Here is a 22118-nt window from a genome sequence, read left to right on the forward strand (position 1 = left end):
TAACGCTCCGGTGTCCCCCGCCGGAGCGTTTATGCTAAACTGCGCACCCTTTTTTCTTGTGGTGCGCAGCAGTGGCTCATAACGCAGTCTATTTTCCCGAACAATTCCTCGCCCAAATGCGTGACGCTATGCCCGCGCATCTCTCCTTCGATGATTTTATCGCCGCCTGCCAGCGCCCGCTGCGCCGCAGCCTGCGTGTCAACACGCTGAAAATCACCGTTGCCGATTTTCTGCAACTGGTCGCGCCTTACGGTTGGCAACTGACGCCGATCCCGTGGTGCGAAGAAGGTTTTTGGATCGAACGGGGTGATGAAGACGCCCTGCCGCTGGGCAGCACCGCCGAGCACCTGGGCGGCCTGTTTTATATTCAGGAAGCCAGCTCCATGCTGCCGGTTGCCGCGCTGTTTGCCGATGGCGAGATGCCGCAGCGGGTGATGGATGTCGCCGCCGCACCGGGGTCGAAAACCACCCAGATCGCCGCCCGCATGGGCAACGAAGGCGGGATCCTGGCCAATGAATTTTCCGCCAGCCGGGTGAAGGTTCTGCATGCCAATATCAGCCGCTGTGGCATCAGCAACGTGGCGCTGACCCACTTTGACGGCCGGGTATTTGGTGCCGCGCTGCCGGAGTGTTTCGATGCCATTCTGCTCGACGCCCCCTGCTCCGGCGAAGGCGTGGTGCGTAAAGATCCTGACGCCTTAAAAAACTGGTCGCCGGAAAGCAACCAGCAGATCGCCGACACCCAGCGAGAATTAATCGACAGCGCCTTTCATGCGCTGCGCCCCGGCGGCACCCTGGTTTACTCCACCTGCACCCTCAACCAGCAGGAAAACGAAGCCGTCGTACAGTGGCTGCTAGCGCGTTACCCCGAGGCGGTTGAAGTACTGCCGCTTGACGGACTGTTCCCGCAGGCCGCAGAGGCCTTAACCGCCGAGGGTTTTCTCCACGTCTTCCCGCAGATTTTCGACTGCGAAGGCTTTTTTGTCGCCAGACTGCGCAAAACCGCCGCCATTGAAGCGCTGCCTGCTCCCGGCTACAAAGTCGGCAAGTTTCCGTTTTCACCGCTGAAGGGCCGGGAAAGCGCCGCCGTTAGCGCAGCGGCCGCCGCCGTCGGCCTGCACTGGGACGACAGCCATAACCTGTGGCAGCGCGACAAAGAGATCTGGCTGTTCCCGAAAGCGCTGGAGTCGTTGATAGGCCAGGTCCGTTTTTCACGCATTGGCCTGCGTCTGGCAGAGACCCACAACAAGGGATATCGCTGGCAGCATGAAGCGGTGATCGCTCTGGCCGCGCCGGACGCCCCTTTCGAACTGACCCAGGCGGAAGCCGAAGAGTGGTACCGGGGCCGCGATGTTTACCCCGAGACGCCACCGCGCCAGGATGAAGTCATCGTCACTTTCCAGGGCGCCACTCTGGGGCTGGCGAAAAAGGTGGGTTCGCGGCTGAAAAACAGCTATCCGCGCGAACTGGTGCGCGACGGGAAACTTTTTGCCGGCCAGGCGTGATCGAGTGCAAAAATACCGCACTTTTTGACTGGCGATTTACGCCCCATTGTCTACGCTGAAAAATGTCGGCCTTAACTGGTCGTACCACAATTCAGCAGATCAATGGGGTGAGTGTATGAGCAAAACCAGCATACGTATCGGCGCGTTTGAGATAGACGATGCCGAACTGTACGGTGAACAGCAGGGCGAGCGAACGTTAAGTATTCCTTGTAAATCCGACCCGGATTTATGCATGCAGCTGGATGGCTGGGACACTGAAACCAGCGTACCCGCGATTCTTGATGGCCAACATTCCGTTCTCTACCGTAAACATTACGATCAACAATCCGATGCCTGGGTCATGCGCGTAGCCTGATTCAAAAAGAACCCGTCGCCTGAGACGGGTTATTTATCCCCGCTGCTTCTGAACTACCCTATACTGATTAACAAACCCGGACATGAGGCCAGGATGTTTGCCTTAGTTTTGTTTATTTGTTACCTGGATGGTGGTTGCGAGGATATTGTCGTGGATGTTTACGATAACGAACCCCGGTGCCTGGTCGCCATGGACGATCAGCGAATACGCCACGGAGGCTGCTTCCCCGTCGAGGATTTTGTCGATAGCTTCTGGCAACCTGCCAGCGAATACAGCGATTTTTAAATCCCTTATTGCAGCTGCACCAGCGTCAGCTCGCCGCCAAATACCGCCCCGGTATCGATGTAATGCTGATTATCGCTGTCATAGCGCTGCTGCAACGGCGTATGGCCAAACCAGAAATGATCCGCCCCATCAATCGCGCCATGCCGCCCGGCAAGATGATCGGTGAGACGCTGGCGGTTCCACAGTACCTGCTGTTCATCCACCGGCTGTAGCCAGCGGTAACGTTGTGCCGGATAGTCGGCGTGGGCCACAATATGCCGCGTCGATCCGCAGTTTAGCTCGACGATCGACGGCAGCTGGCGACAACATGCGAAAAGCGCATCGACCTGCTGGCGCTCGGCTCGCGAACTCGCCTGATACCACTGACCGCCGTTCATCATCCACAGCATTTGCTCTCCCTGCTCTTGTGCATCCAGCGCCATCTGTTCGTGATTGCCGCGCACCGCGAGAAACCAACGGCAGCCCAGCAGCCCCAGACATTTCGCGCTTTGTGGGCCGCGGTCGATCAGGTCCCCCACCGAGATCAGAAGATCCTGGTAGGGGTCGAATTTTAGGTGACGCAGTCGGGCCATCAGCAGGGAAAAGCAGCCGTGCAGGTCGCCAACCACCCAGATATAGCGCCAGGATGAGCCATCAATACGCTGATACATATTTTATACCCGTCATATTTCAAGTTGCATGAGCGTTGGCTTTACTCACGCACCCCAGTCACTTACTTCAGTAAGCTCCTGGGGATTCGTTGCGTCGCCGCCTTCCTGCAACTCGAACTATTTAGGGTATATCCTCCCAAAACATTTATCGTTAATTATCGTTCATAAGAGCCCTTCCAGCCACCTCAATCAAATTTAAACGAAACACAAATATAGTCTTCCGGGATATTAATCTCTCCGCAAGCAGCCCTTAAAATAGGGGCTAAATAACGACGAGGTATTTTATCGTGACGGACAATAGCCTGCATTCAGTCTACACCCAACAGCCACCCACAAATTTGATTGCCGATCTGGTGATGGGCAGAGTTATTCCCGCTCCGATCTGGCACAAGCGGCAATATCGCGTTAAGTTTTTGCTGCGCACGCTTTTATTTTATACCCCGACCCGGGAGATGTTAGATAATCTTTCGCTACGTCCTGATTTTAAACAGCTGCTTGCCGCACAGGTGACGCTACCGGGGAAAGTCCATCGCCAGTATCTGACCCGGGGACTCAACGCCCGCCAGCGCGCCCAGGCAATAATCAGCCACTATCAGTTTGTCGATTCACTCTCCGGCACGCCGCTGGCCGCCGCCATGACCTCTGCTAAAGAGATGCCGTTGCTCGAGTTGCAGGGCAAAGATGAGGCCCGCTTCACCCTGTCGGCCTCCTCCGCCGGTAAAGCCGAGCGTGAAGGCGAAACCACGCTATGGCTGCGCGATGGCAACCAGACGCTGCTGGCCAGCGCAACGTTCAGCATCGTGCGCCAGCAGGATCGCTGGCACCTGGTTATCGGTGGCCTTCAGGGGCCGCGGCGCAACGTCTCCCATGAGGTGATTAAGCTCGCTACCCGCGCCTGCTACGGGCTGTTCCCGAAGCGCCTGCTGCTGGAGTTTATCTGGGCGCTGGCGGCCCGAAGCGATATCCAGGCCATTGATGGCGTGAGCGATAACGGCCATGTTTTCCGCGCGCTGCGCTATCGTCTGAGCAAAGGTCGTCATTTTCACGCCAGCTATGACGAGTTCTGGCGCTCGATTGACGGCGTACCGGCAGATGGCTGGAGCTGGCGTTTACCGCTGCGGCAGGAACGAAAATCACTGGACGACATTGCCAGCAAAAAACGGGCAGAGTACCGCCGTCGTTTTCAGTTGCTTGATGATTTGGCCGCGCAGGTCACCAGGCTCACGTCCCGCCTTTAATGGCGTGGGCCCGGTTTAAATCAAATAAACGCCGTTTTGCGCAACGGCGTTTGCATCCTGCACCGTGGTTTCGTTACTATCGTACCTTCATCGTTTCCGTTCAGGTAGCCATTGAAGTTATGAGTAAAGCAGAAGCCGTGCTGTTGGCTATCCTTTTAATTATTTTGACGGCTTCCCTGTGGTTTATTTTCAGCGGTGAAATCTGGTCCCTTGTCAGTTATCTGGAGACACAGCTATACCCCACGTTGGTCGCGCCAGAATAAATAGTTTTCATATTACAGTTCAACCGTCTGTTTCTTGCACCCGCCATATCATTCATTCCCGAACAAATGAAAATGAATAAAAATGACTCACCAATATCGTTTTATTCATCCAAACCTGACTACTCCAGCAAATTTCAGACAGCTCTTCGCCTATGAATCATCTGGTTAGAACCTAACGCCTTAACTAGAACCCCATTTTTGTCCAATTTTTTTGTTCTGAAATTTGCACCAGATACAGGTTTTTAAAAATTTTAAGAAAGCTCGCAGTATCAAAACGGCAAATAAAGAAACAAAAAACCCACAAAGATACCATTAAACACACAAAAACAACCACTAAAAATTAAATAATCCAGCATAAAAAACCACAAACAAAGAAAAAATCAATGCATTATATAAAATTACCCTTATCTGCTATTAGTCGTTATACGTTAAAAAATAAAAACCAACCTTAGTAATTGGTTTAGAAGAATTCTCGTTGTGTTTCTCTCTGCGGCTTTCACATTTAAAGAGGTTCGCCATGAACGTCAAAACGATGACAGGCAGCGTATTAAGTGGCTTGTTCGGCGCCATTGTTGTGACTCAATCTGCATTTGCACTCCCATTAGAGACCGGCACATTAACCGGTCAGGTGGGGGTACAGCTTACTATCGGAGACGGGTGTACGGTAAAGAATGGTACCAGCGCGACTGGCACCAACAGCTGGGGCACCATTGATTTCGGCAGCTATAGCGATCTGGTCAACGCTATTGACGCCGATATGTTAGGGAGCTCTGGGGCCAATGCGGTCTCAGTAACCTGCAGCGACGGTCTCAATTCAACGTTAACCCTTAATGGCGGGGAGCATAGCGGCTCAGGAACGGTAAGGAGGCTGGAGAACGCCGATGGCGATCAGATTCCCTACCGCCTCTACTCGGACAGCAGCCGCCTCACTGAAGTCACGCCTGATGGCGAGATTGCCATTGTGGGCACAGGCATCGCGCAGAACATTCCGATCTATGCGCGTATTCTGCCAGTAGATCAGGGCGCTGTAACCGCGCCGTCTCCAGGTTTGTATCAAGATATGGTTATCGCCACCCTGACCTGGTAACGGCACGAGGAAATGGACGTCATGGTACGATCGGAGTGGTTGTTTTTTCTCATGCTCGTTAGCGCAGGCGCTTGCGCTGATGTCGCCCAGAAGAGTTTTAAAGTCTCGGCGCAAATTACGACAGGCTGCTTATTAGGCAGCAGCGGTGCTCCAACGGCGGATTTCGGCACGCTAAGCTTCGGGTCGATGTCCTCTCTGTACAATAACGTCGATGTTGCCAGCTCCTCAGGGGCTGGCTCTATTGTCGTCGCCTGCACGCCAGGAATGGCTATCTCAATCGCCCTCGATTATGGCGTCAACGGTGGCTCAGCCACTCAGCGTTACCTGGCAAACGGTAGCGGTAATACCCTTGCCTATCAGCTCTTTCAGGATACCAACCGCTCCAACGTATGGGGAACTAACGCCCTGGCGTACAGCGTTGCTTCATTTCCGAACACCACCCAAACCTATACGGTTTATGGCCGCCTTTTTGCCACGAATGGCTTCCCGGCGCAGGGTTCGTATACCGATACCGTCACGGTCACACTGACATATTAGATAATAAGCAGGTTATATATGATTCGCAGTAGTGTTGCCCTGTTGTTGCTTTCCTCATCGCTATTCTCTGCCGCCCATGCCGCCAGTTCCGTTCTGGTGTGGCCGATTTTTCAAACCATCAGCGACAACGAAAAAGGCTCTGAACTTTGGCTGGAAAATCGCGGTACTGCCCCGGTCAATCTGCAGTTACGGATTTTCTCCTGGGATCAGAAAGATTCTTCTGACGCCTACGCCGATCAAAGCGAGGTGGTTGCCAGCCCTCCGTTCACCACCGTACAACCTGGACAGCGCCAATTGGTGCGTCTGATGCGCATCGCGCCCGTCGCCAGCGGCAAAGAAAAATCGTATCGCATCGTGATTGATGAAGTTCCATCTAACCAACCGACGGTTCAGACGGAGAAAAGCTCTGCCGGGTTGAAAATGCGTATGCGTTACGTGCTGCCGCTATTTACCTATGGACAGGGTCTCTCTCCGCTGAAGCTCGAAAGCCCCGTCGAACCAGTAAGAGCAAACCTGGGCTGGACGCTTTCAAGCCAGCAGGGTCGCCAGATGCTGTGTATTAAAAATTCAGGCAACCAGCATGCGAGACTTAGCGATGTGTACTGGGCTAAAAACGCAGGTAAGCGGGAAGCCACCCAAACCCAGGGACTGCTCGGCTATGTGCTGGCGCAGCGCAATGTCTGCTTCCCGGTGGCAAGCAAAACGTCAGTATCAGGAGGCCAGCGACTGTTCGCCAAATTAACCGACAATAGCCAGGCGGTGGAAATTCCGGCCATCCATTGATTATGCGGCTCCTGGCAGGGACGGCAACGGGGGGACTGCTGGCAATCGCATCGTCGACCAGCCATGCGGCAACCTACGACAGCTTACCGGCACCGATGGCTTCATTTAGCCCGAAGCTGGAGTATGTGCTGTATCTGGGGCTGTCCGTAAATGGCAATACTCTGGCTGGCACGGTTCCGGTAAAAGTGAGCAACGATCGCTATTGGGTTTCAGCCTCCGTGTTAAGGCAGGCCTACATTCCCCTTCCGGAAGGTGAAGCCCTGGTTGATGTTTCGCAGATCCCTTCGGTGCAGTTCGAGTACGATCAGGCCGGGCAAATGCTCAAGCTGAAAGTTCCCGATAGCTGGCTACCGGAACAGCGGATTGATAACACCGGCGAGCAAAATTACCATCGGCCGCTCAGTACGCCAGGGCTGCTCTTCAACTATGACTCTTACAGCCTCGTCTCGTCTGACAATAGCAAAACCACCAGCACCTCAACGGAAACACGCTTTTTCGGGGCAGCAGGTACCTTTTCCAACTTCGCCGTGATCCGGCAGAACTGGTCTTCAGGGAACGCTGAACAGCAGGGCTATATCCGCTACGACACCCTGTGGAAATATAGCGATACCGAGCGAATGCTGAGCTATCAGGCAGGCGATGTGGTGAGCGATGCCCTAACCTGGAGCAGCTCTGTCCGCCTTGGCGGCCTGCGTTTTAGCCGTAACTTCAGCGTTCGTCCGGATTTGGTGACCTATCCGCTGCTCAATCTGTCGGGCAGCGCGGAAGTCCCTTCGAGCGTGGATCTCTTTATCAATGGTTATAAGGCCAGCTCAACCCAGATCAACGGCGGCCCCTATACCCTGACGAACGTGCCCTATATCAGCGGTGCGGGCGAGGCAACGGTGGTAACCACCGATGCCCTGGGCCGCCAGGTGACCACCAGCGTTCCCTTTTACGTCTCGAATACCCTGCTACGTGAGGGTCTGAGTGATTTCGACTTTTCTATCGGCGCGCTACGCAATAACTACGGAATCAAAAATGCTGACTATGGCGCCGGCGCGGTCAGCGCCATTTACCGTTACGGCGTGAGCAACTGGTTAACGCTATCAACACACACCGAGAACCGCGAAGGGCTCGCCAATGCGGGTATCGGCAGCGATATTAGCGTCGGAACGTTAGGCACCTTAAGCCTCTCTGCGAGCGCCAGCCAGGGAGAGGGAAACGGTAACCAGTTGACCTCGGGCTATTCCTATTACAGCGGTATTTGGGGGCTGAATTATCAGCATATTCAGCGCAGCGCCGATTTCGATAACCTCAGCAGCTATCGTTCGACCTCAACCCTCAGCCGCCAGTCAGATCAGGCGACCTTAAGTTTCAGCCCGTGGGGCCGTGTGCTGGGATCATTCAGCCTGGGCTACTTCGATATCCAGGCGCAGGACAGTAGCCGTACCCGCCTGATGAACCTGTCGTGGAGTCGGGGATTGTGGAAAAACAGCAGTGTTAATATCAGCGTTAACCACGATCTGCAGGCGAACTCTTATTCCAGCATGCTGCAGCTGATTATCCCGTTTGATGAGCTGGGTAGCGTACAAATCAGCGGGCAACGATCCAGTTCAGGCGAATGGGGGCAAAACATCGCCTACAACCGCTCAGCCCCGGTAGAGGGCGGACTCGGCTGGAATCTCGCCCATTCCATAAGCGGTGATAATTATAGCCAGGCCGATCTTACGTGGGTCAATAAGCTAGCAACCTTAAGCGGTGGTTATTACGGCTCACGCGACGATCGTCACGGCTGGTTTGAAGCTGCGGGCTCGGTGGTGCTGATGGATAACAGCCTGTTTTTCGCCCGCCGAATTAACGATGCGTTTATCGTCGTGTCGACCGATGGCTACCCTGACGTCACGGTGAATTATGAAAACCGCAAAGTGGGTGCCACCGATAAGAATGGCCATCTTCTTATTCCATGGGCTACGGCGTGGTACCCGGGCAAAGTGACGCTGGATACCCTGCCCCTGCCCACGGATACCGAAGTTCCAATGGTGGAACAGCGGATCGCCGTACGGGAGTCCAGCGGCGCGCTGGTGGAATTCCCGGTCCGCCGGGTTCGCTCGGCCACGATCACGTTGGTCGATGGTGCCGGCCAGCCTTTAGCACTCGGTACCCCGGTAGAGGAAACCACCAGTCATCAGGTCAGCGTAGTGGGATATGACGGTATCGTCTGGCTTTCACACCTCAACAGAGAGAATAAGCTGGTTATCAATGCCGACAAAGGCCAGTGCGTTGTGCACTTTAAACTGCCCGAACAAACCCCTGTCCCGCAGCGGGTGGGGCCAATCAGTTGCCAATGAAAAACGCGGAGACGATGTTGAAACGCATTCTGATGTTATGCACGCTGCTGTTTTTGTTCAGCCCACTCGCTCGCGCGGATATCAGCTGTTCATTTCAGCTCACCAACGCGGCAAGCTTTGGTTCCGTTAACTCATTTACTCTCGCCAGTACGCCGCAAACGGTTAAATCGGCATCAGGTTTTGCCTGCTCCGGCAGCGCGCTGTCGCTACTCAGCACCAATACCATTAGCGCTAAAATCGTCTCATCAGATCATCCAAATGGCACGGTTCCGCAGATGATGAGCGCCAGCGGTACCGATTTTGTACCCTATAGCCTTTGCGCAGATGACAGTTGTTCTGAGGTTTATCCAATCGGCTATGTCAAAACCTGGACTATCACCTCACTTATCGGGCTGCTGGGGTTATTCAACGCCAGCGATGGTTCGTTACCCATTTTTCTGAAAATTCCGTCAGGACTCAATATGCCCGCCGGAACCTATACCGACAATATCAACATTTTGTGGGATTACAGAATTTGCGTCTCAGGTATCATCACCTGTAACTACGCCACCGGCCATCAGCAGGTAGTGCTTAACGTGACGTTGAAAGTGACGAACTACTGTTTCCTTGATAGCGCGCCGGATGTCGCCTTTGTGCCCGCCTCCCTGCCCTCCAGTTTTTCCGACCTGAGCGGCAAATTTTCGGTTCGCTGCACTAAGAACGCGGCCTTTACCGTTAACCTGACCAGCACCAACCCCACCAGCGGAGGCTGGCGCCAGCTGATGGCGACCATAAATCAGAACAGTTATGCATTGCAGTATCAGTTCTATCAATTGTCAGGCAGCGCATGGACCCAGAGCAACGACCTTAACGTGAGCGGTACCGGCACCGCCCAGGATGTAAACTACACGCTAAAGATTAATCCAGCCCAAACCAGCAAGCCGGCCGGAACCTATAGCGATACCGTCACCGTGACCGTCTCTTATTGAGATTTTAATACCGCGTTTTTCTGTAAAGGGAATGTTAAGGCGTTTTGGGTTGTGGTATAAGAAGGACAGACCGCCGGGGAAAATGAAGGATTATTTGCGGTCAGATGACATAACAGTTTGATAAACAACAGATAAAAAGAGACCGAACACGATTCCTGTATTCGGTCCAGGGAAATGGCTCTTGGGAGAGAGCCGTGCGCTAAAAGTTGGCATTAATGCAGGCTAATCGCCTTGCCTTATAAGAATAGATTACCGTGACAGGTTTTCCAGTCCGCGACAAAAGTGGTCGAATAATTCCTGACGAAATCACGGTGCCAGCAAAAAACCGCCGATCCTGACCAAGGATAACGGCGGTTTTTTTATGTGCTAATACAGCAGGATAGCTTCGGGAATCAGCAAAGTTTCTGCGCGCGTTCAATAAATGGCGCCAGACTCTTTTTTTGTCCCGGATTCTGAAGATCGTCCGCCTGGATCACCGAGATCGGCTGCCCGCTGGTTTTACCTTCCTTCACCTGCTGCTCGGCAATATCATTGAGCGGATACTGCACCAGCGTACTGGGGTTAATGGCAAACAGCGCGTTGCCCGGACGACAGGTCAGCATCACCTCTTCGCGGGTAAATGCCCAGTTGTCTTTGCCCATCTCAAAGCGGCTGACGGTGATAATTTGCGGTGCCGCCAGCGCGACGCCCGAGCTTGCCAGTAACAACATCGTCAAAAGAGTTTTTTTCATGATTTAGCCAGTTAATTCAGTAAGGTTCCCAGGTTGCAAACAGGCTGACAGCCAGCAACGCCAGTGCGCCAAGCACAATTTCTGCCTGCGTGGTGCGTACAATGAGCTGTTCCGCTCGCGATGCGCTCACCGACATACGTGGCACCAGAACATACCTGTTCACCAGTGCAATTGCCACCATCCCGACGACCAGAGCACATTTGATCAACAGCATCTGTCCCCAGAGGGAATCGCGGATCAGTCCCCCCTGAATCAGCAGCGAATTCACCACGCCGCTGGCAATCGCTCCCGCCACCGCCAGATGCCCGTATCGCGAGAAGCGCATCATGGTGCTGATTGCCGACTGACGCCAGCGCCCGCGCGCCAGCCGCAGGCAATAGATGAACGGCAGCAAGCCGCCAAACCAGCTGGCAACACAGAACAGATGCACGGCATGATTAGTGCGTTGCAGCACGCCGCGAAGGCCCTCGCTCATTGCCGCATGCCCGACGCCCGCCATTAATATCAGCTGGCCGCAAAGCAGCACCAGCAGCAGCCGGGCCAGACGGCGCGGTCGCAGCCATACCACCGCCAGCGTGACCCAGGCCAGCAAAATTTGCCAGACCCAGACGCTGCCGAAACGGGTGCCGGCGACCGCCTGCCAGATCGCAGGCTGCCAGACATCTCCCCAGCCGTTCCCCATCAACCCGCCCTGCGCCATTAGCATCAGCAGGGCCGTGATGGCGCTGAGCAACAGCAGATGGCGCAGCAGCGGCAAAAAACGCTGCATCAGTAAACGACGCAGAGAGACCGGCGCCCACCACCCGCCATACAGCACGCAGCCAAAGGCCACCATCAGCGACAGGAAGTGGACAAAACGCAGGCCGATATAAATTCCCGTCAGCATCGGTTATTTCACGGTAAAGTGGTACTGCCCTTTGGTCTTGTGACCGTCAACGGACACCACATGCCAGTCGACGGTGTATGTCCCTGGCGTCAACGGTTGGGTCAAAGGAACAATCAGCTGGGTCGGGCTGCTGTCGCTGCGGGCCAGTTTTCCGGTTGCCACCGATTGCTGCTGCGGCCCGGTCAACGTCACGCCGCTAAATGACGTTTCAATACCTTCAGAAAAGTTGAGGGTCAGCGTCTCAGGAGAAGCCGCCACCGTCGAATCTGCGGCGGGGATTTGCTGTTGCAGATGGGCGTGGGCAAAGGCCGCGGCGCTGACCAGGAAACCGGCGAGAAGAGCAGAGACACGCAGCGCGCGCCCGGCAGTGATACGCATAATCGTCATTCCTTTTCGTTATGATATGTAGCACAGAGAATAACCCTGTATAATGGCGTAGTCGAGCGGCGCGTCTGAGCCTGACGACTCGCCCGAACGCTTTACGGCATCATGAAGGAGAAACCCGTTGGAAAAAAACCTGGCAAAACTTTCGCAGGATGAGATGGACAAAGTGAATGTCGATCTTGCCGCAGCCGGCGTCGCCTTTAAAGAACGCTACAATATGCCGGTTGTCGCCGATTTAGTGGAAAGAGAGCAGCCGGCGCACCTGCGCGACTGGTTCCGCGAACGCCTGATTGCCCATCGACTGGCCTCCGTTTCCCTGTCGCGATTGCCTTATGAACCCAAAGCAAAATAATTGCCATTCCCTGCGGACACCCTACCTGGCAAGGCCGGTGTATTCCCGTGCGCGGGTAACCCTGGCCAGGAGCTGCCCATGCTACGCGTAATAGATACCGAAACCTGCGGGTTACAAGGCGGCGTTGTCGAGATCGCCTCCGTGGACATTGTCGACGGGCAGATAACCAACCCGATGAGCCACCTGGTCCGCCCCGACCGCCCGATCAGCCCACAGGCCATGGCGATCCACCACATCACCGAAGAGATGGTGGCGGACAAGCCGTGGATTGAAGAGGTTCTGCCACATTATCTCGGCAGCCCGTGGTATGTCGCCCACAATGCCAGTTTCGACCGTCGGGTCTTACCCGAAATGCACGGAGAGTGGATCTGCACCATGAAGCTGGCGCGGCGTCTGTGGCCAGGCATTAAATACAGCAATATGGGGCTGTATAAATCGCGTAAGCTTAGCGTCGCCACGCCGGCGGGGCTGCATCATCACCGCGCGTTGTACGACTGCTATATCACCGCGGCGCTGCTGCTCGATATCATGAACGTTTCCGGCTGGCAGCCAGACGACATGGTGACCATCACCGGCCGCCCGGCGCTCCTGACCACCTTCACGTTCGGCAAGTATCGCGGCAAAGCGGTGGCCGAAATCGCCGAAAACGATCCCGGCTATTTACGCTGGCTGTTCAATAATCTGGATCGGATGAGCCCCGAGCTACGCCTGACGCTCAAGCATTATCTCGGGGAGTAGCGCGATTAGACGTCGGCCTGGCCTGGCAGAGTCCCCTGCGCCAGGCCAATCAGAAAGGCAAACTCCAGTGCCACGCCTTCATAGCTTTTAAAACGCCCTGACTTGCCGCCATGCCCCGAATCCATATCGGTGCAGAGCAGCAGCAGATTATCGTCCGTCTTCAGCTCGCGCAGCTTCGCCACCCATTTCGCCGGTTCCCAGTATTGCACCTGGGAATCATGCAGACCGGTGGTCACCAGCATATGAGGATAGGCCTGAGCGCTCACGCCATCGTAGGGGCTGTAGCTCTTCATATAGTGGTAATACGCTTTATCCTGCGGATTGCCCCATTCCTCAAACTCCCCGGTGGTCAGCGGAATCGACTCATCGAGCATGGTCGTCAGGACATCAACAAACGGCACCTGGGCGACGATACCGTGAAAGCGCTCCGGACGCTGATTAATGGCCACGCCCATCAACATGCCGCCGGCGCTACCGCCCATGCCGTAGCATAATTGAGGATCGCCATACCCCTGCGCCACCAGCGCATCACAGACATCAAGGTAATCATTGAAGGTGTTTTTCTTGCACAGGAACTTGCCGTCTTCATACCACTGCTGCCCGAGCTCGCCGCCGCCACGAACGTGGGCGATAGCAAACACGAAGCCACGGTCAAGCAGGCTCAGGCGGCTGGCGCTGAAGTCCGCATCTTCACTGGCACCGTACGATCCGTACGCATAGACCAGCAGCGGGTTGCCGCCCTTGCGAAAATGCTCCCGACGGTAAACCAGCGAGACCGGTACCTCGACGCCATCCCGCGCCTTAATCCACAGGTGCTCGCTGCGGTAATGGCTGGGGTCGAACCCTTTGACTTCCTGCTGTTTGAGCACCCGCCGCTCGCCGGTATCCATATCCAGCTCAAACAGGGTATCCGGCGTGGTCATCGACGAGTAACCGTAACGTAAGCGGGAGGTTTCAGGTTCCGGGTTCCAGGCAAGCCAGGTCACATAGGCCGGATCGTCAAAGGCGATCCCGACCACTTCATGGGTTTTACGGTTAATCTGGCGCAGGCTGGTTAACCCACGCTGACGCTCCTCGACCACCAGCCAGTCGGTAAAGAGCGTAAATCCTTCCAGCATCACGTCCGGGCGCGGTGGGATCAGGGTCTGCCACTGCTGCTCGTCACGCTCGTGAGTCCGGTAGAGGCCAAAATTTTTACCCTCACGATTGGATCGCAGATAGAAGGCGTGCTGGTAGTGATCGAGGCTGTACTCGTGATCTTTGCGGCGCGGCAGGAAGCACACCGGCTCGGCATCCGGCATTTCGGTGTTCAGCAAGCGCACTTCGCTGGTTGTCGCGCTGGCGAGATAGATCACCGCGAACTGCCGGGAAGTGGTGGTATGGAGACTGACATAAAACATGTCGTCTTTTTCTTCATAGACCAGGGTGTCTGAGTAGGACGGCGTACCGACGGTGTGTCGCCAGACCTGATAAGGCAGCAAGGTAGTCGGATGTTTGCGGACATACCACAGGGTCTGTGAATCATTGCTCCAGGCAAATTCCGGGGTGACGTTCTCCAGCACCTCAGGATACCATTCGCCGCTTTGCAGATTGCACAGGCGCAGGCCATACTGCCGCCGGGAGAGATAGTCCTCCGCCACCGCCATGAGGGTGTTGTCCGGGGCAATCCCCAGCCCGCCGAGGGTGTAGAATTCGCTGTGGGCCGCGCGCTGATTACCATCCAGCAGCACCTCCCATTCATCCCACTCCTGTTTCAGCACCGACTGACGCTGGTAGATGGCGTATTCACAACCCGGCTCGTACACCTGGCGATAGCGATAGCCATTTTTGCTGTAGGGGGCAGAAACCTCGCGCGGCGGGATACGGTCGATAATCTCTTTCAGCACCCGATCCTGCAGGCTGCGCTGTGTCGACATGACCTTATGCCCGTACTCATTTTCCTGGCGCAGATAGTCAAGCACTTCTGGCCGCTCGCGATCGTCGTCGCGCAGCCAGAAGTAATTATCGATACGGGTATCGCCATGTAAGGTCATGGCGTGGGGGATTCGTTTTGCTTTTGGTGGCATCGTCTGCTCTTTTGCATCCTTTTCTACTACACAAAATCATTCAAGAAGCGGCTTGAAAGATGGCGTGTTTATAAGGGTGGCAAAAGTGGCCCGCGATGCAAGCAAAACCTGTTTATTTAGGTGGAAAGCGCCTGTTTTTGCGCCTGGATGTCCTGTTCGATCTCGGTGCGCACTTCCGCCGGCAGGCGTAAGGCCTCCCCGAGGGCGTTGAGGTAGCTGCGTTCCATAAAATGATCGATATCGATCACCGCGCAGCTGATGTAGTACACCTCCAGCGCCTCTTGTTCGCTGTTGATCCCTTGAGCCAGACGCTGCGGGTCGAGCGGTTGAGCCAGCGCGCGATCGATCAATACCCGCCCCTGCACATCAATATTGGCGGCACGCAGCTGCTCTTCGATGTTGGCCCGTTCGTGGTCGTCGATGTGGCCGTCGCTTTTCGCCGCGAACACCAGCGCCAGAATCAACCGCTCGCTGCGGGCATCAAGCCCGGTTGAAGGTGACGCGGATGCGACCGATGGCGCAGCTGTCGGTGCTGTTGGCGATGATGCTGGCGTTGCCGCCGAGGCTGGTGCGCTCTCGCGCAATTTCTGCTGATACTTGTTCCACAACACGCTTCCAGCCACCGCACCGCCGCCGACCAGCAGCGCGCTGGTGCCATATTTAGCCAGCAGCTTGCGCGATGATTTACTGGCTACCAGCAGCCCGGCCAGGCCGCCCAGCGCGCCGGGCAGGAGGAAACTTTTCCCCTCCTGTCGTTCACCTGAGGAGGCAGATTGTCCCTGCTGACCCAGCAGAGACTGGAGTTGATTAAGCCAGTTAGACATGATTTCCCTCGTTGCATAGTAAGCGAAACCATCAGCCTAAACGACGAGATGTCAGGAAATGTGATGAGCAGATAAAGATGCGCAAATTCAGGCCGTAATCAGGCGGCCTTCACCTTGCGGGTTTTCCCGGTTGTCGCCGCGGCAACCTGCGGTTCGTCCGGTTCATCCGTCGCGACTTCTGCGGTGTCAGCCTGAGGCTCCTGCCCTGCTGTTTCTTCGTCTGATTCTGCTTCCGGCGCTTTTCCTGTCCTCAGGATGTGATGCAGGGTCTCTTTGCGTTCCGCCAGCCACAGCGCCATTTCATCACGCTGTGCTTCTTCAAGCGTCAGCGGGCACGCTACCAGCCAGTCGTTAAGGACTTCGGCAAGATCGAGCATTTTGTCGTAAGCATCGGCCTCTTTTTTGCTGGTAAACGACATTTTTTCCTCACCTTCGCGGATCACCACATATTTAATTTCAACCGCCATTGTGCAGCCTCTTTATACTGTATTTTTATACAGTATAGCAAATTTTCACCCTGGACTCAACTGACAGCCATAAAGACAGACGCAAACGTTTTCGTTTATACTACGGCGCATGTTTTTTTACTGTGGAAATGAGTCATGACGTTATTAGGCACAGCCCTGCGCCCGGCAGCAACGCGGGTTATGTTGTTAGGTTCCGGCGAGCTCGGCAAAGAAGTGGCCATCGAGTGTCAACGCCTGGGTATTGAGACGATCGCCGTAGACCGCTATCCCGACGCGCCGGCGATGCAGGTGGCGCACCGTTCGCACGTGATCAACATGCTGCACGGCGATGCCCTGCGGGCGCTGATTGCAGAGGAAAAACCGGACTTCATCGTGCCGGAAATCGAAGCCATTGCCACCGATACGCTGGTTGAGCTGGAGCAGGCCGGGCAAAAAGTGGTCCCAACCGCTCGTGCGGCTAAGCTGACCATGAACCGCGAAGGTATCCGTCGCCTGGCCGCAGAAGAGCTGCAGCTGCCAACCTCCTCCTACCGCTTCGCCGATAGCGAAAGCGCATTTCGCGATGCGGTGGACGAAATTGGCCTGCCCTGCATTGTGAAGCCGGTCATGAGCTCCTCCGGCAAAGGCCAGAGTTTTATTCGTCGCGCTGAACAGCTGGCTGATGCCTGGCAGTATGCGCAGCAAGGCGGCCGCGCCGGTGCCGGTCGGGTTATCGTTGAAGGGGTGGTGAATTTCGACTTTGAAATCACCCTGCTGACCGTCAGCGCCGTGGATGGCGTGCATTTCTGCGCCCCGGTCGGCCATCGTCAGGAAGATGGCGACTATCGCGAATCCTGGCAGCCGCAGCAGATGAGCGAACTGGCGCTGGCCCGCGCCCAGGAGATTGCCAGCAAGGTGGTACTGGCGCTCGGCGGCTATGGTCTGTTCGGCGTGGAGCTGTTTGTCTGTGGCGATGAGGTGATCTTCAGCGAAGTCTCTCCGCGTCCGCACGATACCGGCATGGTCACCCTGATCTCACAGGATCTCTCCGAGTTTGCCCTGCACGTCCGGGCGTTTCTCGGCCTGCCGATCGGCGCCATCCGTCAATACGGCCCGGCGGCCTCGGCGGTCATTCTGCCGCAGCTGACCAGCCAGAACGTCACCTTCAGCAATATTCAGGCGGCGGTGGGTGCAGGCCTGCAGCTGCGCCTGTTCGGCAAACCGGAAATTGACGGCTCCCGTCGGCTCGGCGTGACGCTGGCGGTCGCCGACAGCGTGGAAGATGCAGTGGCGCGGGCAAAAACCGCCGCCTCTGCCGTCGTGGTTCAGGGATAAAAAAAACCCGGTAGCACGAGTGCTACCGGGTGAGTACTTTACGATAAATCAGGGCGTGAAAATTACTTCGCGCCTTCTACCGCTTCGCGAGCAATGCTGGTGATACGGTCATAATCGCCGCTTTCCAGCGCATCTGCCGGTACCAGCCAGGAACCGCCGATGCACAGTACGCTGTTCAGCGCCAGGTAGTCACGGTAGTTCGCCGGAGAGATGCCGCCAGTCGGGCAGAAACGGATATGAGCGAATGGACCGCCGATAGCCTGCAGCGCTTTCACGCCGCCGTTGGCTTCTGCCGGGAAGAATTTGAACTCTTTCAGGCCGTACTGCATGCCCAGCATCAGTTCAGAAACGGTGCTGATACCCGGGATCAGTGGGATGGTGCCTTCTTCCGTTGCCGCTTTCAGCAGGGACTCGGTCAGGCCCGGGCTGATAGCAAACTGCGCGCCCGCGGCGGTGACGGCTTTCAGCTGCTCGACGTTGGTAACGGTACCTGCGCCAACAATCGCGTCCGGCACTTCTTTGGCAATCGCACGGATAGCCTCAAGCGCACATTCGGTACGCAGCGTCACTTCCAGTACACGCACGCCGCCTGCAACCAGCGCTTTGGCCATCGGCACAGCGTGTTCCAGCTTTTTCACCACGATTACCGGTACAACCGGGCCGGTGGTGAGGATTGCTTCTGCAGTTGTTTTCCAGTTTTTCATCAGATTTTCTCTCGCCAGATCTACAATTCGAATCGTCTTAAAAAGTGATGCAGGTTGCGCCCTGTTCCGCTCCGGAGAGGTTCTCACGCAGCGCAGAGAACATTTCCCGGCCGGTTCCCACTCGCGAACTGCTCAGGTCAGGAATATGCGGCTGACGCGCAGCCAGTTCAGCATCATCCACCAGCAGCGTCAGTTCACCGGTCTGCCCGTTCACGCGGATGATATCGCCATCACGTACTTTTGCCAGCAGGCCGCCATCGTAGGCTTCAGGCGTGACATGGATTGCTGACGGAACTTTGCCGGATGCGCCAGAGAGTCGCCCATCGGTAACCAGCGCAATTTTGAAACGGCGGTCCAATAATACACCAAGTGGCGGCATAAGTTTATGTAATTCTGGCATGCCGTTCGCTTTTGGCCCCTGATGACGGACCACCACCACGCAATCTTTGTCCAGCATACCGGCTTCAAACGCCGGCAGTACGTCGTGCTGGCTTTCAAAAATCACCGCGGGAGCTTCGATAACCTGGTTTTCTACCGGCACCGCGGAGGTTTTCATGACCGCACGGCCAAGGTTACCGCTGAGCACTTTGGTCCCGCCATGACGAGAGAATGGCTTATCGAAAGTGGCGATGACCTGATCGTCCAGAGGCGCACTTGCCCCTTCACGCCAGTCCAGCTCGCCGTTATTCAGCCACGGCTCCATGGTGTAACGGGAGAGTCCATACCCGGCCACGGTATTCACATCTTCGTGCAGCAGGCCGCCCTTGAGCAATTCACGCACCAGCACCGGCACGCCACCTGCGGCCTGGAAGTGGTTAATATCGGCCGGGCCGTTCGGATAGAGACGCGCCAGCAGTGGGACCACATCGGACAGATCGGAGAAATCATCCCAGTTGATGATAATGCCGGCGGCGCGAGCCATCGCCACCAGGTGCATCGTATGGTTGGTGGAGCCGCCGGTCGCCAGCAGCGCCACAATACCGTTCACCACCACTTTCTCATCGAACATTTTGCCCAGCGGCATCCATTCGTTGCCGTTACCGGTCAGACGCGTCACCTGACGGGCCGCCGCGGTAGTCAGCGCCGTACGCAATTCGGCATCCGGGTGGACAAAAGATGAGCCAGGGAGCTGCATCCCCATAAACTCCACCACCATCTGGTTGGTGTTCGCGGTGCCATAGAAGGTACAGGTGCCCGGCGCATGATAGGAGGCCGCTTCGGACTCCAGCAGCGCCATACGATCGACCTTACCTTCTGCATACAGCTGGCGAATCCGCACTTTCTCTTTATTCGGCAGGCCGCTGGCCATCGGGCCTGACGGCACGAAAATGGACGGCAGGTGGCCAAAAGAGAGCGCCGCCATGGTCAGCCCCGGGACGATTTTGTCGCACACGCCGAGGTATAGCGCGCCATCGAACATGTTATGCGACAAGCCGACCGCGGCCGACATCGCAATCACTTCGCGGCTCAGGAGCGAGAGCTCCATACCATCCTGCCCCTGGGTGACGCCATCGCACATCGCCGGCACCCCGCCCGCAACCTGGCCAACCGCATTCACAGAATGCAGCGCCTTGCGGATGATATCCGGATAGTACTCGTAGGGCTGATGGGCGGAGAGCATGTCGTTGTAGGAGGTAATGATAGCGATGTTGTTACGCAACATGCTTTTCAGCGAGGCTTTATCATCCGACTGACAGGCAGCAAAGCCGTGGGCCAGGTTACCGCAGGCCAGCTGGGCGCGATGGACGGTATCCGTCTTCGCCTGGTTAATCCGTGCGAGGTAGGCGGTGCGGGTTTCACGCGACCGCTCGATAATGCGATTTGTTACCCGTAACATTTTCGAATTCATAAAGGCTCCTGAATTTTTATCTGTCCGGCCACAGTGATTTAACGATGACTTATTCGGTGAAAGGCACCAGCACTGCAGCTCAGCGGCAAAATATCTACAGGCAGTGTAATAAAAAAAGCCCCGGGGGTGAATCCTCCCGGAGCTTAAAAGGCTAAAAATTATGCGACATACTGCGTCAGATCATGTTACCGGTAAAATAACTCATCCGGATAACCTGCTGACTATTCGAATTCGTTCCAGGAACGACCATCGCGGGTAATCATCGCCACGGAGGCAACCGGTCCCCAGGTCCCCGCCTGATAAGGCTTAGGCGCATCGCGATCCGCCGCCCAGGCTTCGGTAATGGAGTCCACCCACTTCCACGCCTCTTCCACTTCATCACGACGCACGAACAACGCCTGGATCCCACGCATGGTTTCCAGCAGCAGACGCTCGTAGGCATCCGCCAGGTGAGTCTGGTTGAAGGTTTCCGAATAGCTCAGATCCAGCTTGGTGATCTGCAGATTGTGTTTGTGATCCAGACCAGGGACTTTGTTGAGCACCTGAATATCAACGCCTTCGTCCGGCTGCAGACGAATGGTTAATTTGTTCTGCGGCAGCTCCTGCCAGTTCTCTTTGAACAGGTTCAGCTCCGGCGTTTTGAAGTAAACCACGACTTCAGAACATTTGGTCGGCAGACGTTTACCGGTACGCAGGTAGAACGGCACGCCGGCCCAGCGCCAGTTATCGATATCCACGCGGATCGCCACGAAGGTTTCGGTATTGCTGGATTTGTTCGCGCCCTCTTCTTCGAGGTAGCCCGGCACTTTTTTACCCTGGGCGAAACCGGCGGTGTACTGGCCACGGACGGTTTTTTCACGCACGTTGGAGCGATCGATACGGCGCAGTGATTTCAGCACTTTGACTTTTTCATCACGGATGCTGTCGGCGCTGAGATCTGACGGCGGCGACATGGCAATCATGCACAGGATCTGCAGCAGGTGGTTCTGGATCATGTCGCGCATCTGCCCGGCCTGATCGAAGTAACCCCAGCGGCCTTCAATGCCGACTTCTTCCGCCACGGTAATTTCAACGTGGTCGATGGTGCGGCAGTCCCAGTTATTCACAAACAGGGAGTTCGCAAAACGCAGCGCCAGCAGGTTGAGCACCGTCTCTTTGCCGAGATAGTGGTCAATGCGGTAGACCTGGCACTCTTCGAAGAATTCGCCGACCTGGTCGTTGATTTCGCGGGAGGTATCCAGAGAGGTCCCCAGCGGTTTTTCCATGACCACGCGCGCCGGTTTGGCATTCAGTTTTGCTTCGCCGAGGCCTTTGCAAATCGCGCCAAAGGTGCTTGGCGGCATCGCGAAATAGTTAATGGTGACGCGATTTTCCTGATCCAGCATTTTGCCGAGGCGAGAAAACGCTTTGGTATCATTCACATCGAGGTTACAAAAATCCAGACGTCCGCTCAGGGTATCCCACAAACTTTCATCGATTTTTTCCTTCATGAAAGTTTCCAGCGCTTCACGAACTACTTTGGTGTAAGCATCTTTATCCCAGTCAGCACGTCCGACCCCGATGATGCGGGTGTCAGGGTTGATCTGGCCAGCCTTTTCAAGCTGATACAGGGAAGGCAACAATTTACGACGCGCCAGGTCACCCTTTGCGCCGAAAATGACCAGATCGCATGCCTGGGCCGTTTGCGTTACCGCCATGTCATTCTCCTCAGTTGATAGTCTGGTGCTTATGCCAGGCTATATTTGTAATTTTATTACACTGCACTGTACTGTGTTTACGAACTTCCCGAAACCCTCTGGCCC

The 22118-nt window shown here is 55.8% G+C and carries 23 protein-coding genes; 13 read left to right on the forward strand and 10 right to left on the reverse strand.

The genetic code is table 11. From position 1 onward, the window contains the following. The first annotated feature begins 71 nt into the window (after positions 1-71). The 3 genes from rsmF to EDF82_RS07345 all read left to right on the forward strand — a co-directional run bounded on the left by rsmF (position 72) and on the right by EDF82_RS07345 (position 2145). The gene (gene rsmF / locus EDF82_RS07335) at positions 72-1505 is read left to right on the forward strand and encodes a 16S rRNA (cytosine(1407)-C(5))-methyltransferase RsmF (RefSeq protein WP_123754882.1); all 1434 of its coding nucleotides are present in this window, start codon (positions 72-74) and stop codon (positions 1503-1505) included. A gap of 115 nt (positions 1506-1620) precedes the next feature. Further along, positions 1621-1860: a YebV family protein gene (locus EDF82_RS07340; RefSeq protein WP_123754883.1), complete on the forward strand. Its 240-nt coding sequence runs from the start codon at positions 1621-1623 to the stop codon at positions 1858-1860. 93 nt (positions 1861-1953) lie between these two features. After that, positions 1954-2145: a YebW family protein gene (locus EDF82_RS07345; RefSeq protein WP_123754884.1), complete on the forward strand. Its 192-nt coding sequence runs from the start codon at positions 1954-1956 to the stop codon at positions 2143-2145. 5 nt (positions 2146-2150) lie between these two features. On the opposite strand, the gene pphA is transcribed toward EDF82_RS07345, so the two are convergent. Further along, on the reverse strand, positions 2151-2795 hold the full coding sequence (pphA, locus tag EDF82_RS07350; protein WP_123754885.1) for a protein-serine/threonine phosphatase: 645 nt from the start codon (positions 2793-2795) through the stop codon (positions 2151-2153). Positions 2796-3061: 266 nt separating this feature from the next. On the opposite strand from pphA, the gene EDF82_RS07360 reads away from it, so the two are divergent. The 7 genes from EDF82_RS07360 (at position 3062) to EDF82_RS07390 (ending at position 10001) form a co-directional block, all read left to right on the forward strand. Then, the gene (locus EDF82_RS07360; RefSeq protein WP_227540120.1) at positions 3062-4033 is read left to right on the forward strand and encodes a VirK/YbjX family protein; all 972 of its coding nucleotides are present in this window, start codon (positions 3062-3064) and stop codon (positions 4031-4033) included. Positions 4034-4152: 119 nt separating this feature from the next. Next, positions 4153-4296: an Ecr family regulatory small membrane protein gene (locus tag EDF82_RS25140; RefSeq protein WP_148060384.1), complete on the forward strand. Its 144-nt coding sequence runs from the start codon at positions 4153-4155 to the stop codon at positions 4294-4296. Positions 4297-4813: 517 nt separating this feature from the next. Continuing rightward, a complete protein-coding gene (locus EDF82_RS07370) occupies positions 4814-5383 on the forward strand; it encodes a spore coat U domain-containing protein (RefSeq protein WP_123754888.1) in 570 nt (189 codons plus the stop codon). Positions 5384-5404: 21 nt separating this feature from the next. Continuing rightward, positions 5405-5920, forward strand: coding sequence for a spore coat U domain-containing protein (locus EDF82_RS07375; protein WP_123754889.1), 516 nt, complete (start codon positions 5405-5407; stop codon positions 5918-5920). Positions 5921-5938: 18 nt separating this feature from the next. Next, positions 5939-6703, forward strand: a complete 765-nt coding sequence (locus tag EDF82_RS07380; protein WP_123754890.1) for a molecular chaperone — start codon at positions 5939-5941, stop codon at positions 6701-6703. A gap of 2 nt (positions 6704-6705) precedes the next feature. Further along, entirely contained in the window at positions 6706-9033 is a 2328-nt protein-coding gene (locus EDF82_RS07385) for a fimbria/pilus outer membrane usher protein (RefSeq protein WP_123754891.1), read from the forward strand. Positions 9034-9047: 14 nt separating this feature from the next. Then, on the forward strand, positions 9048-10001 hold the full coding sequence (locus EDF82_RS07390; RefSeq protein WP_227540110.1) for a spore coat protein U domain-containing protein: 954 nt from the start codon (positions 9048-9050) through the stop codon (positions 9999-10001). Positions 10002-10393: 392 nt separating this feature from the next. Here EDF82_RS07390 and EDF82_RS07395 read toward each other — a convergent pair whose 3' ends face one another. Genes EDF82_RS07395 through yobA form a run of 3 tightly spaced genes read right to left on the reverse strand, consistent with a single transcriptional unit; the run spans position 10394 to position 11996 of the window. Then, positions 10394-10732, reverse strand: coding sequence for a YebY family protein (locus tag EDF82_RS07395; RefSeq protein WP_154144700.1), 339 nt, complete (start codon positions 10730-10732; stop codon positions 10394-10396). A 16-nt stretch (positions 10733-10748) separates the two neighbouring features. Further along, positions 10749-11618: a copper homeostasis membrane protein CopD gene (gene copD, locus EDF82_RS07400; protein WP_123754893.1), complete on the reverse strand. Its 870-nt coding sequence runs from the start codon at positions 11616-11618 to the stop codon at positions 10749-10751. Positions 11619-11621: 3 nt separating this feature from the next. Beyond that, positions 11622-11996, reverse strand: coding sequence for a CopC domain-containing protein YobA (gene yobA / locus EDF82_RS07405; RefSeq protein ID WP_123754894.1), 375 nt, complete (start codon positions 11994-11996; stop codon positions 11622-11624). A 127-nt stretch (positions 11997-12123) separates the two neighbouring features. Here yobA and EDF82_RS07410 point away from each other — a divergent pair, with 127 nt between their 5' ends. Both EDF82_RS07410 and exoX read left to right on the forward strand, forming a co-directional pair. Then, positions 12124-12354, forward strand: coding sequence for a DNA polymerase III subunit theta (locus EDF82_RS07410; protein WP_123754895.1), 231 nt, complete (start codon positions 12124-12126; stop codon positions 12352-12354). A 78-nt stretch (positions 12355-12432) separates the two neighbouring features. Beyond that, complete coding sequence (gene exoX, locus EDF82_RS07415) at positions 12433-13092, forward strand: exodeoxyribonuclease X (RefSeq protein WP_123754896.1); 660 nt, start codon at positions 12433-12435, stop codon at positions 13090-13092. A 5-nt stretch (positions 13093-13097) separates the two neighbouring features. Here the strand turns inward: exoX and ptrB are convergent, their stop codons facing one another. From ptrB to EDF82_RS07430, 3 genes are all read right to left on the reverse strand, one after another. After that, a complete protein-coding gene (ptrB, locus tag EDF82_RS07420; RefSeq protein ID WP_123754897.1) occupies positions 13098-15158 on the reverse strand; it encodes an oligopeptidase B in 2061 nt (686 codons plus the stop codon). A 116-nt stretch (positions 15159-15274) separates the two neighbouring features. Next, positions 15275-15982, reverse strand: a complete 708-nt coding sequence (locus EDF82_RS07425; RefSeq protein ID WP_123754898.1) for a tellurite resistance TerB family protein — start codon at positions 15980-15982, stop codon at positions 15275-15277. A gap of 98 nt (positions 15983-16080) precedes the next feature. Continuing rightward, entirely contained in the window at positions 16081-16449 is a 369-nt protein-coding gene (locus tag EDF82_RS07430; protein ID WP_123754899.1) for a YebG family protein, read from the reverse strand. 135 nt (positions 16450-16584) lie between these two features. Between EDF82_RS07430 and purT the strand changes: the two genes are divergently transcribed. After that, positions 16585-17763 carry a formate-dependent phosphoribosylglycinamide formyltransferase gene (gene purT, locus EDF82_RS07435; RefSeq protein WP_123754900.1) on the forward strand — a complete coding sequence of 393 codons (1179 nt, stop codon included), beginning with the start codon at positions 16585-16587 and terminating at the stop codon, positions 17761-17763. 62 nt (positions 17764-17825) lie between these two features. Here the strand turns inward: purT and EDF82_RS07440 are convergent, their stop codons facing one another. From EDF82_RS07440 to zwf, 3 genes are all read right to left on the reverse strand, one after another. Further along, complete coding sequence (locus tag EDF82_RS07440) at positions 17826-18467, reverse strand: bifunctional 4-hydroxy-2-oxoglutarate aldolase/2-dehydro-3-deoxy-phosphogluconate aldolase (protein WP_123754901.1); 642 nt, start codon at positions 18465-18467, stop codon at positions 17826-17828. Between the two features lie 37 nt (positions 18468-18504). Continuing rightward, positions 18505-20316, reverse strand: a complete 1812-nt coding sequence (edd, locus tag EDF82_RS07445) for a phosphogluconate dehydratase (protein WP_123754902.1) — start codon at positions 20314-20316, stop codon at positions 18505-18507. 221 nt (positions 20317-20537) lie between these two features. Continuing rightward, a complete protein-coding gene (gene zwf / locus EDF82_RS07450) occupies positions 20538-22013 on the reverse strand; it encodes a glucose-6-phosphate dehydrogenase (RefSeq protein ID WP_123754903.1) in 1476 nt (491 codons plus the stop codon). Positions 22014-22118 lie beyond the last annotated feature (105 nt).

Source organism: Klebsiella sp. BIGb0399, assembly GCF_003752615.1.
GTDB lineage: Bacteria > Pseudomonadota > Gammaproteobacteria > Enterobacterales > Enterobacteriaceae > Klebsiella > Klebsiella lignicola.

Bases quoted from the DNA above. Each gene is read 5' to 3' on its own strand.
- EDF82_RS07340 (WP_123754883.1), top strand. From the start codon at position 1,621: ATGAGCAAAACCAGCATACGTATCGGCGCGTTTGAGATAGACGATGCC.
- EDF82_RS07345 (WP_123754884.1), top strand. From the start codon at position 1,954: ATGTTTGCCTTAGTTTTGTTTATTTGTTACCTGGATGGTGGTTGCGAG.
- pphA (WP_123754885.1), bottom strand. From the start codon at position 2,795: ATGTATCAGCGTATTGATGGCTCATCCTGGCGCTATATCTGGGTGGTT.
- EDF82_RS25140 (WP_148060384.1), top strand. From the start codon at position 4,153: ATGAGTAAAGCAGAAGCCGTGCTGTTGGCTATCCTTTTAATTATTTTG.
- EDF82_RS07370 (WP_123754888.1), top strand. From the start codon at position 4,814: ATGAACGTCAAAACGATGACAGGCAGCGTATTAAGTGGCTTGTTCGGC.
- EDF82_RS07375 (WP_123754889.1), top strand. From the start codon at position 5,405: ATGGTACGATCGGAGTGGTTGTTTTTTCTCATGCTCGTTAGCGCAGGC.
- EDF82_RS07380 (WP_123754890.1), top strand. From the start codon at position 5,939: ATGATTCGCAGTAGTGTTGCCCTGTTGTTGCTTTCCTCATCGCTATTC.
- EDF82_RS07385 (WP_123754891.1), top strand. From the start codon at position 6,706: ATGCGGCTCCTGGCAGGGACGGCAACGGGGGGACTGCTGGCAATCGCA.
- EDF82_RS07390 (WP_227540110.1), top strand. From the start codon at position 9,048: ATGTTGAAACGCATTCTGATGTTATGCACGCTGCTGTTTTTGTTCAGC.
- EDF82_RS07395 (WP_154144700.1), bottom strand. From the start codon at position 10,732: ATGAAAAAAACTCTTTTGACGATGTTGTTACTGGCAAGCTCGGGCGTC.
- copD (WP_123754893.1), bottom strand. From the start codon at position 11,618: ATGCTGACGGGAATTTATATCGGCCTGCGTTTTGTCCACTTCCTGTCG.
- yobA (WP_123754894.1), bottom strand. From the start codon at position 11,996: ATGCGTATCACTGCCGGGCGCGCGCTGCGTGTCTCTGCTCTTCTCGCC.
- exoX (WP_123754896.1), top strand. From the start codon at position 12,433: ATGCTACGCGTAATAGATACCGAAACCTGCGGGTTACAAGGCGGCGTT.
- ptrB (WP_123754897.1), bottom strand. From the start codon at position 15,158: ATGCCACCAAAAGCAAAACGAATCCCCCACGCCATGACCTTACATGGC.
- EDF82_RS07425 (WP_123754898.1), bottom strand. From the start codon at position 15,982: ATGTCTAACTGGCTTAATCAACTCCAGTCTCTGCTGGGTCAGCAGGGA.
- EDF82_RS07430 (WP_123754899.1), bottom strand. From the start codon at position 16,449: ATGGCGGTTGAAATTAAATATGTGGTGATCCGCGAAGGTGAGGAAAAA.
- purT (WP_123754900.1), top strand. From the start codon at position 16,585: ATGACGTTATTAGGCACAGCCCTGCGCCCGGCAGCAACGCGGGTTATG.
- EDF82_RS07440 (WP_123754901.1), bottom strand. From the start codon at position 18,467: ATGAAAAACTGGAAAACAACTGCAGAAGCAATCCTCACCACCGGCCCG.
- edd (WP_123754902.1), bottom strand. From the start codon at position 20,316: ATGAATTCGAAAATGTTACGGGTAACAAATCGCATTATCGAGCGGTCG.
- zwf (WP_123754903.1), bottom strand. From the start codon at position 22,013: ATGGCGGTAACGCAAACGGCCCAGGCATGCGATCTGGTCATTTTCGGC.